Origin of the sequence: Micromonospora phytophila (assembly GCF_023656545.1) — a bacterium.
Lineage (GTDB): Bacteria > Actinomycetota > Actinomycetes > Mycobacteriales > Micromonosporaceae > Micromonospora > Micromonospora phytophila.
This window is the reverse complement of the sequence record NZ_JAMOKF010000022.1, coordinates 1-17,813: the sequence shown is the minus strand read 5'-3', so window position 1 is coordinate 17,813 and position 17,813 is coordinate 1. Positions and strand designations below refer to the sequence as shown.

Sequence of the window (17,813 nt, the reverse complement as noted above, 5' to 3'; positions counted from 1 at the left end):
ATGACCACCTACCGCGACCGGGAAGAGGCGGGTCGGACGCTCGCGGACCGGCTCACCGCCCTGATCGGCGAACCGGACGTCATCGTGCTCGGCCTGGTACGCGGCGGCGTACCGGTGGCCCGCGTGGTCGCCGAACGCCTCGGCGCGCCGCTGGACGTACTGGTGGTGCGCAAGCTCGGCATGCCGTTCGCCCGCGAGGTGGCCTTCGGCGCGCTCGGGCCGGGCGGGGTGCAGGTGCTCAACGACGTGGTGGCCAGCCGGCTCAGCCCCGACGACATCGCCGAGGTCAACCGCCGCGAGCAGGCCGAGCTGGAACGGCGCGAACGGCTCTACCGGGCCGGCCGACCACCGCTGGACCTGGCCGGGCGCACCGCCGTGATCGTCGACGACGGGCTCGCGACCGGCGCCACCGCCCGCGCCGCCGTCCAGGTCGCCCGCCACCTCGGCGCCCGCCGCGTCGTCGTCGCCGTGCCGGTCGGCTCCCAGGACGCGTACGAGATGCTCGCCGCCGAGGCCGACCAGGTGATCTGCGCGCAGCACCCGCCGGAGTTCATGGCGGTGAGCGCCTACTACGACGACTTCCACGAGGTATCCGACGACGAGGTGACGCAGGCGCTGACCGCGACGGCGTGAGCCGACCGGGTACCGTCGGGTGATGAGCCTCACCTGTCCCAAGTGCCACGGAGAAATGCGCCAGTACGAGCGCAGCGGCGTCGTCATCGACCAGTGCGGGGAGTGCCGGGGAATCTTCCTCGACCGCGGTGAACTGGAGAAACTGTTCGAGGCGGAGGCCAACTGGAACCGCCAGCAGGGCGCGGTGCCCCCGGCCCAGCCCGCCCAGCAGGGCGGCTACCCGGCCCAGCAGGGCGGCTACCCGCCGCCGCCCCCGCCGCCCGCACCCGCCCCCCACCAGCCGGGCTACGGCGCCGTCCCGCCGCCGCCGCCGGCCCACGGCTACCCGCCGGCCCCCGCGTACGGGCACGGGCAGCAGCAGCAGCAGCACCACGGCTACCACGGCCACTACAAGCGCAAGAAGCAGAAGAGCTTCCTGGACGAGATGTTCGGCTGAGCACCCCGCCGACCGGGCCGGCGCAGGCCGGCCCGGTCGCCGTGTCCCGGACCGCGCCCGCGCCGCCGCCCGTGATCGACCCGCTCGCCGTGCCGAACCCGGTCCGCCGTGCGACGCTGCGATCCATGACGCCGATCGGGCAGCACATCGCGCTGGCGCAGGCGTACGACGGGATCACCCGGGTCGTCGCCGACCTCGACGACGCCGACCTGCAACGACCCACCCGGTGCCGCGGCTGGGTCGTCGCGGACCTGGTGTTCCACCTGCTCTGCGACGCCCAGCGGGCGCTGGTCGCGCTGGCCAGCCCCGCCGACGGCCCGCCCGACGTCGACGACGTCAGCTACTGGCGCTCGTTCCCCGGCAGCGGGGACGGTGCGCGGCACGCCTGGTGGGCCCGCCGCTCCGCCGCCGCCTTCGACCGCCCGAGCAGCGTGGTGCGGCTCTGGGCCGACACCGCCCCGGCCGCCGTACGCGCCGCCGGGCGCGCGGACCCGGCCGGCTGCGTCACCACCCAGGGCCACGTGCTGCGGGTGCCGGACCTGCTCGCCACCCTGACCACCGAGGCGGTCGTGCACCATCTGGACCTGGTGCCCGACCTGCCCGACGCGCCCCTGCCGGGGCAACTCGCCGTCGCCGTCGCCGTCGCCACCATGGACGGCCTGCTCAGCGACGACGCGGTCCGCCCGGCCGGCTGGGACGACCACGAGTACCTGCTCAAGGCAACCGGGCGGATCCCGCTCACCGACCGGGACAACCTCGAACTCGGCGAGGTCGCCGGCTGGTTCCCGCTGCTGGGCTGACCCGCGCCGACATCGCCGCAGCGGCCGTCAGACGATGGCCATGTCCACGAACCGCGACAGGTGGAGCTGTGCCGCCACCGTCACCGTGTCGGTCGGGCCGTTCCGGTGCTTGGCGATGATGAAGTCCGCCTCGCCCGCGCGCGGCGACTCCTTGTCGTAGTAGTCGTCGCGGTGCAGCAGGATCACCACGTCGGCATCCTGCTCGATCGAGTTGTGGACCGCCACGCCGTTGGCGATGAAATTGTGCGTACCCAACACAGTCGCGTCGAAGACATCCCGCTCACCGAGAGACTCGATCGACACGATCTCATCCCAGAAGATGTCATTGGTGGCATGCAGGTCGAGGTCGGCAGCATCGAGCACCGAAGCTACCTTCGCGAGCCGGGATCGGCTGGGGGCATGCTTCCACAGCGCGCTGCCGCAAAACTGGGTGCCGATCGCCGCCGCGAACTCACGATGACTCCTGCGCTGCTCAGTGAGGATCTCCCGGACCCTGCTCCACACCTCTCTGGGCACGGTGTCGACGTTGGTGTTGCTCTGCATCGACTCGAGCGAGGCCAGCAGTTCCGCGCAGGCGCGCGACCTCTCCCCATGCACGCCGATCTCACGAACGAAGCGCAGTTGGTCGTCGCGACCCGAGATGTCGAGCGTGTACTGCGGCCGATGACCTGCCACCGGGACGACCTTCAGGCGGGCCGTGATGCCGTACCTGAGCAGGAGACGGGAGATGTCCTCAAGCATCCGCCGGCTCGTGGACGAATAGTAGACACGCCCCCCGCGACCGGACTTGTTGACACACACCGAACCGTCTGTTGCCCACAGATGTCTGATGAAGAGCGTTATCTGCTCCTTCGGCATATTGAACACCGACGGCGGAACAAACTTCTCGTGTGACCTCAGCCCGAACAGACCCAGGTTGTCCAACCACTCGGCGATAGGGTTGCGGCGCCCGCGAGCCAGCCGGTAGGGAGCAGGCAGCCGAAGAGTCGTCACTCGTGCCGCTTCGTACTCGTCACGAATGGCGTTGATGCCGAAATGCTTGGCGGCCTCGGAGACAGCCTGCAGATTCTGCTCGTCACAACTGGCGTAGCGGATCGGCTGGCGTCGCACGAAGGAACCGTCGCCCAGCAGATGCGCCAGCAGCACGACCTCCGGCTCAGCCCACGGCCGGATGGCGAGGGGAGGCGGCAGGTGCCTGGGTGTGGCGAGACGGGTTCCCGGCTCAAGATCACCGAGTGGTACCCATCCGGCGAACGTGAGGAAGGGATGGTTAGCCGTCGCGTCGACCTGCTTACCCGACGACAGCGTCACCCGGAAGACCTCCCGGTTGCCGCTGGAAAAGACGTGCGTCATGGTGCGCGGCGTGTAGCGCAGGCTCTCGTCGAGAGCCCACACCGGAACGTCCCTTGCCCCTGATGCGAGAAGTTCGCCGAGGGTCACCTCCGAGTTGTTGTCGGCCCTGATGAGTCGAGTCTCCGCCGTCAGGCAACCGGACTCCCGCAGATCGGACAGCTGCGGGCGCTTGTCCGTACGCTGCTCGGGGCCACGGTTCAGCTGACTCACCGCGATCACCGGGCACTCGACCTCCTTGGCCAGCAGCTTGAGGCCACGGGAGAGGTCGGCGACCTCCTGCTGGCGGCTCTCGGTGCGCTTGGGCGAGGTCATCAGCTGGAGATAGTCGACCACGATCATCTTCAGGTCGTGCCGCTGCTTGAGCCGGCGGGCCTTGGCCCGGATCTCCATCAGGTTCATGCTCGGGGTGTCGTCGACGAAGAGCGGCGCCTCGCTGATCTCGCCCATGCAGCGGGCCAGCTTGGTCCAGTCGTCGTCGGAGAGCTGCCCGCTCCGCAGGACGTGCAGCGGCACGCGGGCCTCGGCCGAGAGCAGTCGCATGACGATCTCGACCTTGCTCATTTCCAGCGAGAAGATCGCCGCCGCCTGGTTGGCCCGGATGGCCGCGTTGCGGGCGAAGTCCATGCTCGCGGTGCTGTTGTGTGTCGGGATCATCGCGCGACCCGCGAGGTAGAGATGCTCGGAATTGTCCACCGTGACGCACCGGACCGGCACGCTCGGAACCGGTCGGACGTCGACGATGAAACGGCTGTCCGTCCGGGAGTTGCTTTCGCTACGGCGCCGCAGCCGGTGTGCCTCCCGCTTGCGAGGCAGGCGGAAGACCTCATCCCTGGCCGTGAAGTTCACGTTGAAGGCGATCGAGCTTTCCGCGGTGCGTCCCTTGACGCTCTTTCGAGCAACCGAGCAGCGGTACCCGAGACTGACGACCAGTTCGTGCACGTCTTCGGCGAGGCGGGGGGACGTCGTGGTGAACTGCACGTTCCCGCTGATGGTCACGGTGCCGTCGGTGTCGAGCAGCCCGGCCAGCAGCGCTCGCCGCTGCACCTCCGAGGCCCGCAGGTACGCGGTCGGGATGTGCTTGTTGCCCAACACCCCCGCCGCGCGCAGGTAGCCGCGGAGGGAGCCGTACCGGTTGTGGCAGTCACGGCACCTGCGACTTGCGCTCCAGGCGCCGGCGCCCACCCTCCCGCAGTGAGCGCAACCTTCGCGCTGCGCCGCAGGGACGAGCCCCTTCGACCGGCCCCCGCACGACCTGCCACAGGTGTGGACCGCCGGGCTGCGAGGCGTGAAGATTGCGTGGCAGACGACGCATTCACGGTCAAGGAGCGCGGGCAGCCGCGGCGGACGAATGGTGTAGACCATCGGCCCCGAAGGTCGGACCTCGAAGCCGTCGGACTCGATCCCGGCCAGGATCTCCGGGTCGACGGTGGTGACCCTTCCTTCCGCCGTGTGGCCGTCGCCGAGCCAGACGCCAAGCGTGTACGGCGCAAGCGGGAGATCCCGTTCCGGGAGGCAGAGGGCGGCGGCGTTCTCGACCGCATGATTGAGCCGCCGGTCAGCCGTGTTCGTGCGCAGGGTTGCTCGTATCTGCTCCGTCGTCACCACGTCCGGCAACTCTGCCGCCGTCAAGCTGTCCGACCACTGCTCGACGCGATCCAACAGGCGGCGGTAGAGGCGGCGGGCCGGATAGGCCCTGGCCGGCCGCACACGCGGGCGCCTGCGCATGACGACGGACGACTCGTCGGCGATGTCGCACGCCACCCGGTGGGCGGTGTGCGTGAACTCCGGACCGAGCACGGCGGCCAACTCCGCGATCGTGACATCGTCGTCGGGAGCCGCGTCTGCGGCTGCCTGATGCAGCCGTTCGGTGGCCTCGGAAGACCAGTGGTTGCGCCGGCGGGCAGGGGCAGCGCGGCGACTTGCCCGCGTAGTGGTCTTCCACAGGTGTTCGCCGTCGGCGACAATCACCGAACCGTCGGAGAACTCGACCTCGTAGCACGGCCGGTCGTGCCGCACCTCGAACGCGGCGGTGACCCTCGTGGGCAGACCGTCAGCGCCCAGCAACTCGTCGCCGACCTTGACGTCCCCCATCGTGGTCCAGCCCGTCGGCGTGGGAAGCGGGGTGTCCAGCGCGAGCGCCTTTCCGAGGCCCGGCCGGCCCGCCACGATGATCAGCTGCCCCGGGTGCAGGCCGTTGAGCAGGCGGTCCAGGTCGGTGAAGCCGGTGGGCACACCGGTCATCATGCCGCCGTGGGCGCCCACCGCCTCGATCTCGTCGAGGGTCGGCTGGAGCATGTCGGCCAGGACCGCGAAGTCCTCACTGACCCGGCGCTCCGTGACGTCGTAGACCGCCTGCTGCGCCAGGTCGACCACGTCGTCGACGTCGCGGGTGCCGCCGGGGCCGGTGCCGTAGCCCAGTTGCACGATCTTGGTGCCGGCCTCGACCAGCCGTCGGAGCACCGCGCGCTCGCTGACGATCCGGGCGTAGTAGGCGGCGTTCGCGGCGGTCGGCACGCTCGCGATCAGCGTGTGCAGGTAGGGGGCACCCCCGACCCGGACGAGGTCGCCGGAGTCGGCCAGCGCCGCCGCCACGGTGATCGAGTCGGCCGGCTCACCCCGGCCGTAGATCTCCAGGATGATGTCGAAGATGGTGGCGTGCACCGGCCGGTAGAAGTCGTTGGTCTTGAGGATCTCGACGACGTCGGCGATGGCGTCCTTGGAGAGCAGCATGCCGCCGAGGACGCACTGCTCGGCGGCCACGTCCTGGGGCGGGGTCTTGTCGAAGTGGCCGTCGCGCTGCGCCGGCGGGGACGACTGCCCGCCGCCCGCGCGTGACTCCGCCCGCATGTCGTCGGTGACCGACACCGGTCCCCCCCTCCACTGCGTCGGATCCAGTTCCAGCTCTACCGGCGGGGTACGACAACCTCGACCTGCCGGTCGATCGGGGGTCATCGCGCGGCCGGTCGGGGGCCAACCATACGGAACCCGAGGTCAGCGACTCAACAACGCCGGTGGACGAGCCTCGGGACAACCTGTGGACGCCGGTGGACCAGCTGTGCGCAGGGTGTGCACAGGATGTGGACAACGCCTGGGGAATTCTTCGCTTCACCGCTCTGAGCTGCGGAAACGCAATCCCCACCCTGTGGAGGAGAAGTTTTCGGTCGGACTGTGGGGTCGATCGTCCCGTACTATCTCCAGCAAACGGCTACACCTGGACAGCGGATTGCACTTTCGGTTGAGAAGGGTCACGCTCCGGCCGTGAGTTACCGGGACTGGGGACGCGGAGAGGACGGGCCGCGCGAGCGACAGTCGATCGCTCCCTGGCACGATCCCGCCGACCCGTCCCCCGTCGACTCCTACGGCTCCGACATCGAGCGCTACCGGACGCCGAGCCGTCGGCGCGCCGTCGAGCGCGGCCAGCAGGAGCCGGTCGACAGCTACCTGCCGCGCTGGGCGCTGGAGTCGGGCGTACGCAGCGCGGACGGCGGCGGCCGGCACGCGGCCCCCGACGACGAGGACGACGACGTCGAACGCCCCCGTTCGGGGGCCGGCTGGCAGACCACCGAGACCACGAGCAGTTGGCGGCGGGTCAGCGAGGCGAGTTGGCGTGAGGTCCCGGCGATCGGCGCGGCCCCCGAGTCGGACCACACCCGGGAGTGGACGTTCGACCGCCCGCAGGAGCAGGGGTACGCGGGTCGCCGGCGGGCCGACGACGATCCGGTCTCCGGCGTGGCCCCGCAGAGCCGTCCCCGCCGCTCCCCGTCCCGCCGCCCCCAGGTGGTCTGGTCCGGCCTGGAGGAGACCGACGACGCTGCCCAGCCGACGCCGACGTGGGGCTCCGAACGCCTCACCCGCCGCGGTCCACGGGCGGCGGAACCCCCGCCGGCCGCCGATCCGTGGGACCGCGGGGCACGCACCACCGAGCCCGAGGAGTACGCCGACAGCCCCGCCGTCGACCCGTGGGACGCCTCGGGGATGCACGCCTGGCGCTCGCCGGGTGACGTCGACCGGTGGGAACGGTCGGGGCTGTCGAGCCAGGCGGACGACACGGGCCAATGGGACCAGACCGGTCAGTGGCAGCGGCCCGACAGCACCGGCCAGTGGGACCGGTACTCCGACGATGCCGGGTGGGACCGGACCGGGTCGCCCGGCTCCAGCGGCGCCACCGCCGAGGGATGGCCCTGGCCGAGGCAGGACGCCCGGGACGACGGGTTCTGGTCGGGCACCCGCCTGGCGGGCGACGATCCCCGGTGGATGGACGCGCCGGCGTCGGCCCCCCGGTCCCCGGTGGTGTCGTACACCGCGCCTCGGCCGCGCACCGCGCCGCGACGTCGGGCGGCGGAGCCGGCCGTCCCCCCTGGTGGGGCGGCCATGGGGTCCGTACGGCGGCGGATCGAGTCGGTCGGGTCGGGGACGTGGGCCCGCCGTCTCGAGGACGACCTGCTCGATCCGGACCCGGGCGGGCCGTGGCGACCGCTGCTCTACACCGCGGCCTGCTACCTGGTGCCGGCCGCGCTGGTCTTCGTCTGGTTGCTGACCCTGGACGGTCAGGCCCCGGCGGGCTGCGTGACCGACATCAGCGGCGGTGGCTGCGACTCACCGCGCGCGCGGGCGCTGGGTTCGCTGGCGTCCGGCATGCCGCGGTTCGGGCTGGCGCTGGCGAGCAGCCTGATCGTGGCGTTGCTGTTGCGCCGGGTCGGGACGACGTGGCGTTCGGCCACCGTGGCGCTGGCCGCCGCCGTGGTCGGCGGCGGCCTCTCCACGGTGATGATCAGCGCGGTCACCGGCCAGCCGATCGGCTGACGCCGGCCGTCATCCCGGTTCCACCGCCGCGCGGCGTCGGGGCCGGTGGCCTGCTCGGCGCCCCGCCAGGTCCGGACGCCCCAACAGGCTTGACGCCCATCAGGGGTCGACGCCGCGCCGACTCCAACGTCGCATCGGGCTCGACGACCGGTGGAAAAGGCAGGGCCCGCACCGGTCGGTGCGGGCCCTGCCGTGGTGCTGGTGGGTGTCAGCCCTGAACGACGGTGAGGTCGAACGTGGCGGTCACCTCGGGGTGCAGCTTGATGCGCACCGGGTAGGAGCCGGTCGACTTGATGTGACCGGGCACCTCGAGCCGGCGGCGGTCGAGCGTCGGGCCGCCGGCCGCCTTGACGGCGTCGACGATCTCGGCCGAGGTGACCGAGCCGAAGAGCCGACCACCGTCACCGGCGCGGGCCTTCAGGTTGACCTTGAGGCCCTCCAGCTGGCCCTTGACCTCGTTGGCGTGGCCGAGGTCGCGGATCTCCCGGGCCGAGCGGGCCCGCTTGATGACCGTGACCTGCTTCTCCGCACCCTTGGTCCAGGCGATCGCGAAGCCCTGCGGCAGCAGGTAGTTACGGCCGTAGCCGTTCTTGACCTCGACGATGTCGCCCGGGGCACCGAGGCCGGACACCTCCTGAGTCAGGATGATCTTCATATCGGTGCCTCCTCTCAGCGGGCCGTGGCGGTGTACGGCAGGAGCGCCATCTCACGGGCGTTCTTGACCGCACGGGCGATCTGCCGCTGCTGCTGCGAGGTGACGCCGGTCACCCGCCGAGCGCGGATCTTGCCGCGGTCGGAGATGAACTTGCGCAGCAGGGCGGTGTCCTTGTAATCGATATAGGTGATCCCGTCCTTGTCGAGCGGGTTCACCTTCTTCTTCGGCTTGCGCAGTGCCGCAGCCTTCGCCATTGCTCTTGCTCCTGGTTTGCGATCGCGGGCGCTCGGCGCCATTAGAACGGAGGCTCCTCGTCAAAGTTGCCGCCCGAACCGGCACGCGCGGGAGACGGTGCGGCCGAAGCCCACGGGTCGTCGAAGTTGCCTCCGCCGCCCTGGCCACCACCGCCACCGGAACCAGAACCGAAGCCGCCGCCACTGCCACCGCCACCGGAGCGGGACATCTTCTGCACCTTCGCCGTGGCGTAGCGCAGCGACGGGCCGATCTCGTCGACCTCGAGCTCGATGACGGTGCGCTTCTCGCCCTCGCGGGTCTCGTAGGACCGCTGGCGCAGCCGGCCCGACACGATCACGCGGGCGCCCCGCTGGAGCGACTCGGCGACGTGCTCGGCGGCCTGACGCCACACCGTGCACGCCAGGAAGAGCGGCTCGCCGTCCTTCCACTCGCCGGACGCCTTGTCCATGAACCGGGGCGTCGAAGCGACCCGGAACTTGGCAACGGCGGCACCGGAGGGGGTGAACCGCAACTCGGGGTCATCGGTCAGGTTGCCGATGACCGTGATGGTGGTGTCTCCTGCCATGACCATCTCCTCGCGCACTCATCAATCTCCGCGGTACAGGCTCTCAGAGCCGTACGACAGAGCCGATGAGGCTGATCCGGGCGAACCGGGATTGAATGCTTAGCGCATCTCCGGCCGGATGACCTTGGTGCGCAGCACGGACTCGTTGAGTCGCAGCTGACGGTCCAGCTCGGCCACCGCCGCAGGCGTCGCCTGCAGGTCGACGACGGCGTAGATGCCCTCGGCCTTCTTGTTGATCTCGTACGCGAGGCGCCGGCGGCCCCACACATCGGTCTTCTCGACCGAGCCACCCGCGGTCCGGATCACGTTCAGGTACGTGTCGAGCGACGGGGCGACGGTGCGCTCCTCGAGGCTGGGATCGAGGATCACCATGACTTCGTAGTGACGCAAGACGTGCTCACCTCCTGTGGGCTAAGCGGCCACGGTCCTTCCGTGGCAGGAGGTCGTGCGTCGTGCCCGCTCCGGGGCGGGGGAACCCGTCCGGACGCGGACAACCGGACCAGGATACCTGGTCCGGACGATCATCCCCGGGGAGGTCGGACACCGCCCGCCCGGGGACGCGGCAACGGGGGCCCGCCTCGACGTCGGTGTCGAGTGCGAGCCCCCGTGCCACGGGGCCGCGGGGCGTCCCGTCCGCATTCCTTGGGTGGGACCTGGGGAGGAACGACCACACCGATGAGGTTGGACCGGAGACGCCCCGCGGAGCTTTATCGTGTTGTTACCTGACGTTACAACGGCTCTCGTCCCTTGTCGGGGGAAATGGTAAAATTCTCCGACAATCTTCTGGACGACCCGTCGGGCACCGCCCCCGGGCGGGCCCCCGCCGTGCCGGGCCGCACGACGGGGGTGCCCCGTTTTTCCGGTCGAGCCGGTCACCCCGGCCGGCGCCGCCTGCGCGGCGGCCCACCTCGGGAAAGCTGACCGTCGATCCCACTGGCATCAACGACCGCCGACGCCTCCGGTGACGCGCGGGCCGGTCCGACTCCCCGCCGCCGTCACCCCGGCTGTCGGGGACGCGACGTAGGCTCCCCTGCATGCGTATCGGAGCCCACGTCGATTCGACCGACCCGCTGGCGGAGGCGACCGCCCGAGCGGCCGAGGCCGCGCAGTTCTTCCTCTCCGACCCGCAGGGCTGGAAGGCCCCGAAGCCCCGCGACGACGCGGACCGGCTGCGGGCCGCGGACATCGACCTCTACGTGCACGCGCCGTACGTCGTCAACGTCGCCACCCTGAACAACCGGATCCGGATCCCCAGCCGAAAACTCCTGCTCGGGCACGCGCAGGCCGCCGCCGCGATCGGCGCCAAGGGACTGATCGTGCACGGGGGGCACGTCAACGCCGGCGACGACCTGGCGGTCGGGTTCGACAACTGGCGCAAGACCTTTGCGTACGCGGCGGACTCGGGCGGCTTCGACCTGCCGGTCCTGATCGAGAACACCGCCGGCGGCGATAACGCCTGCGCCCGGCGGCTCGATGCGCTGGCCCGGCTCTGGGACGCCGTCGGCGACTACGAGGTCGGCTTCTGTCTGGACACCTGTCACGCCCACGCCGGCGGCGAGGAGCTGCTCGGCCTGGTCGACCGGGTCAAGGCCATCACCGGGCGGATCGACCTGGTGCACGCCAACAACTCCAAGGGCGCGTTCGGTTCCGGTCAGGACCGGCACGACAACCTCGGCGGCGGCACGATCGACCCCGAGCTGGTGGTGGCGGTGATCCGCGCGGCCGGGGCGCCGGTGATCGTCGAGACCCCCGGCGGGGTGGACGGCCAGGGCGCCGACATCGCCTTCCTGCGTGACCAGCTCGGCGCGGAGGCCCCGGCGGCATGACGACCGACCAGTCCGCGACCGGCGGAACCCGTCCCACCGCGCCCGGCGCACCCATCGCCTCGGCCGCCACGCCCACCGGCGGACCCACCGACGTGTCCGCCACGCCCACCGGCGGCGACGCCAGGCCTGCCGCCCACACCAGCCCCTCAGCCCCCACGGGCGCGAAGGCCACCGATCAGCCGGCGACGAGCGGTACGGGCGACGGGCCCGCGCCCGGCGCGACGACCGGCACCTCCGGCGGCCCGTCCGGGCAGGGGGAGCAGGCCGGCACCTCCGGCGGCCCGACCGGCGAGCAGGCCGGCACCTCCGGCACGGCCGGTAGCCCCCACGAGAAGGGCGCCGTCCGCACCACCGCCAGCGAGGCCACCGGAGGCAGGGCCGAGACCGTCGCCACCGGCGCCACGGGTGGCGAGACCACCGAGGTGGGGACGGAGAAGGCCGGGACGGCGAGCGGCCAGACCGCCGCCGGCGAGGACCTGGCCGCCGAGAAGGGCCGGACCGACAAGACCACCGGCGACAAGGACCAGGCCGCCGGAAAGGGCCGGACCGACAAGACCACCGGCGACAAGGGCGAGGACAGCGAGTCGGACCCGTGGGCGTCCTTCGCCCCCGCCCCCGCGCCGGTGCCGTCCCGACCCCGGCGCGTCGTCCGGGCGGTCGGCCGCCTGCTGATTCACGAGTGGACGCTGGCGACGGTCGGCGCGCTGGCGCTGGCCGTCCTGCTGACCTGGCCCACCCTGCGCTACCCGCTGCACACGCTGCCCCAGGACTACTGGGACCCGACCCTGCAGGCCTGGCAGATGGCCTGGTCCGGGCACATCCTGCTGACCAACCCCGGCCAGCTCTGGCAGTCCAACGCCTTCTACCCGGAGAGCTGGAGCTTCGCCTTCTCCGACACCCTCCTCGGGTACGCCCCGGCGGGCATGATCGGCACCGGCCCCGAGGCCGCCGTGCTCCGCTACAACATCATGTTCGTGCTGGCCCACGCGCTCGCCACGCTCGGGGCGTACGCGTTGGCGCGGCAGCTCGGCGCGGGCCGGATCGGCGCCGCGGTGGCCGGGGCGAGCTACACCTACGCGCCCTGGCTGCTGGCCCAGGCCGGGCACCTGCACGTGGTCTCCAACGGCGGCATCCCGCTGGCGCTGGCGATGCTGGCCCGGGGGCACGGCTGGTCGTTGCGGCACGGCTACCGTCCGGAACGCCGACGCGTGGGCTGGGTCTACGCCGGTTGGCTGGTGGCGGCCTGGCAGCTCAGCCTCGGCTTCGGCATCGGGCTGCCGTTCGCGTACTTCCTCGGCGCCACCGTGCTCGCGGCCGCCGTCACCTGGTACGTCCGCCGTACCTGGTTCTGGGCGGTCAAGCGTCCGTTCGGGCGCAAGCTGTTCGTCGCGGACCTGGTCGGCGGGGCGCTCTTCGCCGGTGTCGGCGCGCTGCTGGCCGTCCCGTACTTCAAGGTCACGCAGTTGCACCCGTACGCGGAGCGGACCATCGGCGACATCGCCCTCTTCTCGCCGCCGGCGAGTGGCTTCGTCACCGCGCCCGCGGAGTCCCGGGTCTGGGGCGAGCTGCACGAGGGGGCGCGGGCGGCGCTGCCCTGGCACCCCGAGATGACCCTGCTGCCCGGCTTCGTGCTCTACGCGCTCGCCGCGGGTGGGCTCTTCTTCTCGGTGTGGAAGCTGCGCCACCGGCTGCTGCTGCTCGCCGGGGTGGTGGGGACCATGGTGCTCGCCATGGGCGCCCGGTTCTTCGGCGGCGCCCTCACCTACGTGCCGCTCTTCGAGCACCTGCCGGGGTGGAGCGGCCTGCGCACCCCGGGCCGGCTGATGCTCTGGACGACGCTGCTGCTCGGGCTGCTCGCGGCGGGCGCGGTCAGCGCGTTCTCCGCCCGGGTACGCGAAATCTCCGCCGAACGCGTCCCCTCGTGGCCGAGCCCGTGGCTGCGGGCGGCCACCCTGCTGCCGCTGCTGCTGGTGATCGGCGAGGGGTGGAACAGCACGCCGCACCCGGTGGTGCCGGCCCAGCCCGCCGCGATGCGCACCGTGGACGGCCCGCTGCTGGTGCTGCCGAGCGGCCAGAACCTGGACCAGCCGGTGATGCTCTGGTCGACCACGAGGTTCCAGGACATCGTCAACGGGGGCAGCGGTTTCACCCCGCGCCAGCTCGACGACGTGCGCCGGGTGGCGATGGCCTTCCCCGACCAGACCAGCGTCGACTACCTGCGCACCCTGGGCGTCCGCAACGTGCTGCTGATGCGCAACCAACTCGCCGGCACGCCGTGGGAGGTGACCGTGAACGCGCCGGTCGACGGGCTCGGCATCGCCCGCGAGGAGATCGGCGAGGCAGTGGTCTACCGGCTCTGAGGCCGGCTGGTGCGGGTTTGCGGGGAGCCCAACCGGCTCCGGGCGGTCAGGCTTGATCCCTGCGCCGGTTGGGCTCCCCGCAAACCCTGACTGCACCAGGCCGTCTCGGACTTGCGCGGCTAGGTGGTGGCGGGCGTCGGCTCAGCCGGGGCCGCCTGCCGATGTCGCCATCGGTCCAGCCAGGGGGCGTCCGGTGCGGCGTCCAGGACCCCACCGTCGGGGTCGTCGGGGTAGGTGGACCGCACCGGGTCCAGCTCCGGGCGCAGGATCTCCCGCACGACCAGCACGCAGAGCACCACCACGGTGGTCAGGCGCAGCGTCGCGGCCAGCACGAAGACGCCCTCCGGGAAGACCGGACGGCTGGTCGCGGCGCCGAGCAGCTCGCCGTAGAAGGCCACGAAGTAGCAGACCTCGGCCAACTGCCAGGCCAGGAACGCACCCCACTTCGGGCGCGCGAGCACGACCAGCGGCAGCAGCCAGAGCACGAACTGCTGCGACCAGACCTTGCTGAAGATCAGGAACGCCGCCACCACCAGGAACGCGAGCTGGGCGAGGCGGGGCCGGCGCGGCGCCAGCAACGCCAGCGCGGCCACCCCGAGGCAGGCCAGCCCGAAGAGGGCGTACGACAGGGTGTTCAGGGCGGGGATGTTGGCGTTGAGCCACTCGAAGGGCCCGAGGTCGGCGGGGTTGGCGCTGCCGATCTTCCCGTCCAGGTAGCGCCCGATGTACCAGAGGGTGCCCCAGTCGATCGGCCGGGTGCTGTTGAGTTCGAAGAAGCGGTCCCAGTTCTCCCAGTACGGCAGCGCCACCGGCAGGTTCACCGCGACCAGGGACACCAGGGCCGCCCCGACGGCGGCGAGCGCGGCGCGGAGCCGCCCGGCGCGCAGCGCGAGCACGAGGATCGGGCCGAGGACGAACAGCGGCCACATCTTGGCCGCCCCGGCGAGGCCGAGCAGGACACCGGCCACGACGGGTCTGCGCCGGGCCCAGGCCAGCAGCCCGAACGCGGCCAGCCCGATGGCGAGCAGGTCCCAGTTGACCGTGGCGGTGAGCAGCAGCGCGGGCGCCAGCGCGAAGAGTGCGGCGTCCCAGGGTCGTCGGCGGCGCAGGGCGAGGATCACCGCCACGGTGGCCACCGCGAGCGCGCCGAGCACCAGGGCGTTGAGGTTGTAGAACCACATCCCCTGGTTGAGCCCGGGGTCGCCCTCGCCGAGCGCGTGCACCGGCAGGCCGAGCGCGCCCATGAAGTAACCGGTGAGCACCGGGTACTCGACGGGGTGGTCCTGGTAGGGAACCGCACCCTCGTTGAGCCGCTCGGCGTAGTAGAGCGCCAGCACGTCGGTGTAGCAGAACCGGGTGTACTGCACGTTGTTCTGCCAGGCGCCGTCCTGGCAGGGCGACTTCTGCACCCAGTGCAGCGCCAGGGTCAGGCAGACCATGGCCAGGACGATCCGGGCCGCGGTCCAGAACCGGCGTTCCCGCCCGGCCGGTCGGTCCAGCGCGACGGCGTGGTCGCCCAGCGGCCCGCCGATCACGCTGGAGACGCCCCGGACGAAGCCGTCGGACCGGGACGGGTGGTCGGGGGCACCGGCGTCGTCGATGCCTCGCGTCGACTGCGTGCTCATGAGGGTGCATCCTGCCGTACATCCAGGCTCCGCGTCCCGTTCCGACCCGACGAGTCGGTACGCGAAACGCCGCCGGCGGCCGGACAGGTACGTCCGGCCGCCGGCGGCGTTGGTGCGGTCAGTCCTCTGTTCGCGGCGTGATGCTGGGCAGCAGCCCGCCGCCGTCCCCGCCCGGCCGCGGGTCGGTCGGGGTGGTCGGGTCCGTCGGGCCGCCGTTGCCGTTGCCGTTGCCGTTGCCGCCCGGGTTGGTCTGGCAGAAGAGGTCCAGCGGCCCGCAGTTCGGCTGGTTCGGTGGCGGCGGTGGCGGCAGCTCCTCGCCGTTGCCGGCCTTGTCGTCGCCGATGCCGCTGATGCTGGGCAGGTCCGACTTGTCCTTGCCCTTCAGCGCGTCGTCCATGTAGCGCTTCCAGAGCTCGGCCGGGAAGCTGCTACCGCCGATGTCCTTCTTGTTCTTGTCGACGATCGCCGGCTTCTTCGGGTCTCGGCTGCCGACCCACACCGCAGTGGCGACGTTCTCGTCGTAGCCCACCATCCAGGCGTGGGCGTTGCGCGGGGTGCCGTTGTACTCCCAGGTACCGGTCTTGCCGGCGGCGTCCCGCCCGCCGTCCAGGCCGGCGTTGTTCTTCTCCGGGATCTCCTTCAGCACTGCGGTCACCTCGTCGGCGACCTCCTTCTTGATCCGCGGCTGCGGCTTGAGCTTCGGGCCGGTGCCCGGGACCTTCTCCCACTTGCCGGTGGTCGTGTTCTGCTTCTCGACCTTGACGACGAAGTGGGCCTTGTTGTAGGTGCCGTGGTTGGCGAGGGTGGCCAGCCCGTTGGCGTGGTCGAGCACGGTGATCGGGTACTGGCCGTAGCCGACGACCCGGTCGAACTTGCTCGGGGCCAGGTTCTCCGGCTTCTCCTTGACCAGGTCGAACGGCTTGGGCGGGTCGACCGTCCACATCGTGCTCACGCCGGCCTGCCGGGCCATGGCGACCACCTTGTCGGCACCGATCTTCTCGGTGACGTGGAAGAACGGCACGTTGTACGACCGGATGGTCGACTCCTCCAGCGTGCAGGCCTTTTTGCAGATGGCGTCGCGGCCCGCGTTCTGCACCTCGTCCTTGAAGCCCTCCGGCTTGAACGGGGTGGCGTCCCAGCGCGACTTGACCGAGATGCCCGCCTCGATGGCCGCCGCCAGGGTGTAGACCTTGAACGACGAGCCCGGCGGGTGACCGCCGACGATGTCGCCGTTGGAGTTGGTGTTCTTCCCGGCGTAGTCGAAGTCGGCGCCGCTGTCACCGCCGTAGTAGGCAAGCACCCGGCCGGACTTCGGCTCGATGGAGACCGCCGCCGCCATCAGGTTCTTCGGCTGCCCGTAGAGCACCGAACCCTTCCGGTCCGGCTGGGCGGCCTCCTCCAGCGCCTTCTGCATCTTCCCGTCGATGGTGGTCGTGATCTTGTAACCACCGTCGCGCAGCTCGTCGACGCAGCTCGGCTTGCCGGGGGCGCCGGAGTCGGAGCAGAGTCCCCACTGCTCCAGCTCCTGGCGGACGTAGTTGATGACGTTGCCGCGCGGGCTCTTGACGCCGAACCCGTTGCCGTCCTTGCTCTGCGGCTTGACCTTCGGGTACTCGGTGGGAGCCGCGGGTCGGTTGGGGGCGTTCAGCCAGCCCTTCTCGACCATGCCGCCGATGACGTAGTCCCACCGGGACTTGGCGTCGGGGAGGTTGACCGCCGGGTCGTACCCCTTGTGGGTTTCGCTCGGAACCGGCTGCTTGATGACTGCGGCGAGCACCGCGCCCTGGGCCGGCGTCAGCTTCTTCGCGGGAATGCCGAAGTAGGTCTGCGCCGCCGCCTCGATGCCGTACGCGCCCCGACCGAAGTAGATCACGTTCAGGTAGTGCTGCATGATCTCGTCTTTGGTGTACTTGTCGTTCAGCTTGGAGGCGAGGATCGCCTCCTTCACCTTCCGGGCGTAGCTGTCGTCCTTCAGGTTCTCGTAGGCGTTGCGGGCGTACTGCTGGGTGATGGTCGAGGCGCCCTGCTTGTCGCCGCCGGAGAGGTTGTTCCAGGCGGCCCGGGCGATGCCCTTGTAGTCGACGCCGGAGTGCTCGTAGAAGTTCCGGTCCTCGGCCGCGGCCACCGCGTCCCGCACGTGCTGCGGGATGTCGTTGATCGTGACGAAGGTGCGGTTCTCGTTGCCGAGCTTCGCCACGATGTCCTTTTGGTTGCTGGCGTAGACGGTGGTGGAGAGCGGCAGCGGGACCTCGGTGGGGAGCACCACGTTGGTCGAGTAGTAGGTGAAGCCCACGACGCCCATTCCGGCGAGCATGATGAAGACGGCGAAACCGGCGATCAGCAGGTTCATCCGCTTGCGCTTCTTCGCCCGGGCCGACGCGGCGGGGTCACCCGCGCCGCGGCCACCGCGCCCGGGACCGGTCGGACCACCCGGCCCGCCGGGGCCACCCGGGCCGCCGGAGACCGGGGAGACGCTCGCCCGGGCCGAGGCCCGGCCGGCGA

13 protein-coding genes are annotated in these 17,813 nt (G+C 71.2%); 6 read left to right on the top strand and 7 right to left on the bottom strand.

Going from position 1 to position 17,813, the window contains the following annotated elements:
* The 3 genes from NCC78_RS05780 to NCC78_RS05770 all read left to right on the top strand — a co-directional run bounded on the left by NCC78_RS05780 (position 1) and on the right by NCC78_RS05770 (position 1,869).
* The gene (locus tag NCC78_RS05780; RefSeq protein ID WP_250792147.1) at positions 1-633 is read left to right on the top strand and encodes a phosphoribosyltransferase; all 633 of its coding nucleotides are present in this window, start codon (positions 1-3) and stop codon (positions 631-633) included.
* A 19-nt stretch (positions 634-652) separates the two neighbouring features.
* Positions 653-1,069 carry a TFIIB-type zinc ribbon-containing protein gene (locus tag NCC78_RS05775; RefSeq protein ID WP_250792123.1) on the top strand — a complete coding sequence of 139 codons (417 nt, stop codon included), beginning with the start codon at positions 653-655 and terminating at the stop codon, positions 1,067-1,069.
* A gap of 125 nt (positions 1,070-1,194) precedes the next feature.
* A complete protein-coding gene (locus NCC78_RS05770; protein ID WP_250792121.1) occupies positions 1,195-1,869 on the top strand; it encodes a maleylpyruvate isomerase N-terminal domain-containing protein in 675 nt (224 codons plus the stop codon).
* Positions 1,870-1,896: 27 nt separating this feature from the next.
* Here the strand turns inward: NCC78_RS05770 and NCC78_RS05765 are convergent, their stop codons facing one another.
* Positions 1,897-5,952: a replicative DNA helicase gene (locus NCC78_RS05765; RefSeq protein ID WP_372495067.1), complete on the bottom strand. Its 4,056-nt coding sequence runs from the start codon at positions 5,950-5,952 to the stop codon at positions 1,897-1,899.
* 528 nt (positions 5,953-6,480) lie between these two features.
* Between NCC78_RS05765 and NCC78_RS05760 the strand changes: the two genes are divergently transcribed.
* Positions 6,481-8,025 carry a hypothetical protein gene (locus NCC78_RS05760; protein WP_250792117.1) on the top strand — a complete coding sequence of 515 codons (1,545 nt, stop codon included), beginning with the start codon at positions 6,481-6,483 and terminating at the stop codon, positions 8,023-8,025.
* A 208-nt stretch (positions 8,026-8,233) separates the two neighbouring features.
* Here NCC78_RS05760 and rplI read toward each other — a convergent pair whose 3' ends face one another.
* The 4 genes from rplI to rpsF form a co-directional block, all read right to left on the bottom strand.
* Positions 8,234-8,680 (bottom strand): 50S ribosomal protein L9, encoded by a 447-nt coding sequence (rplI, locus tag NCC78_RS05755; RefSeq protein ID WP_250792115.1) that lies wholly within the window; start codon positions 8,678-8,680, stop codon positions 8,234-8,236.
* Positions 8,681-8,694: 14 nt separating this feature from the next.
* Complete coding sequence (rpsR, locus tag NCC78_RS05750; protein ID WP_007073789.1) at positions 8,695-8,934, bottom strand: 30S ribosomal protein S18; 240 nt, start codon at positions 8,932-8,934, stop codon at positions 8,695-8,697.
* A gap of 41 nt (positions 8,935-8,975) precedes the next feature.
* On the bottom strand, positions 8,976-9,518 hold the full coding sequence (locus NCC78_RS05745; RefSeq protein ID WP_250792113.1) for a single-stranded DNA-binding protein: 543 nt from the start codon (positions 9,516-9,518) through the stop codon (positions 8,976-8,978).
* A gap of 81 nt (positions 9,519-9,599) precedes the next feature.
* Positions 9,600-9,890 (bottom strand): 30S ribosomal protein S6, encoded by a 291-nt coding sequence (gene rpsF / locus NCC78_RS05740; protein ID WP_074315517.1) that lies wholly within the window; start codon positions 9,888-9,890, stop codon positions 9,600-9,602.
* A gap of 644 nt (positions 9,891-10,534) precedes the next feature.
* Here rpsF and NCC78_RS05735 point away from each other — a divergent pair.
* Together NCC78_RS05735 and NCC78_RS05730 are read left to right on the top strand one after the other, a co-directional pair.
* A complete protein-coding gene (locus tag NCC78_RS05735) occupies positions 10,535-11,326 on the top strand; it encodes a deoxyribonuclease IV (RefSeq protein ID WP_250792110.1) in 792 nt (263 codons plus the stop codon).
* Positions 11,323-13,686 (top strand): hypothetical protein, encoded by a 2,364-nt coding sequence (locus NCC78_RS05730; protein WP_250792108.1) that lies wholly within the window; start codon positions 11,323-11,325, stop codon positions 13,684-13,686. The genes NCC78_RS05735 and NCC78_RS05730 overlap by 4 nt, the downstream gene beginning before the upstream one ends.
* A 119-nt stretch (positions 13,687-13,805) precedes the next feature.
* Here the strand turns inward: NCC78_RS05730 and NCC78_RS05725 are convergent, their stop codons facing one another.
* Complete coding sequence (locus NCC78_RS05725) at positions 13,806-15,311, bottom strand: glycosyltransferase family 87 protein (RefSeq protein WP_250792106.1); 1,506 nt, start codon at positions 15,309-15,311, stop codon at positions 13,806-13,808.
* A 118-nt stretch (positions 15,312-15,429) separates the two neighbouring features.
* Positions 15,430-17,813 (bottom strand): transglycosylase domain-containing protein (locus NCC78_RS05720; RefSeq protein ID WP_250792103.1); only part of this gene is annotated, 2,384 nt, incomplete at its 5' end.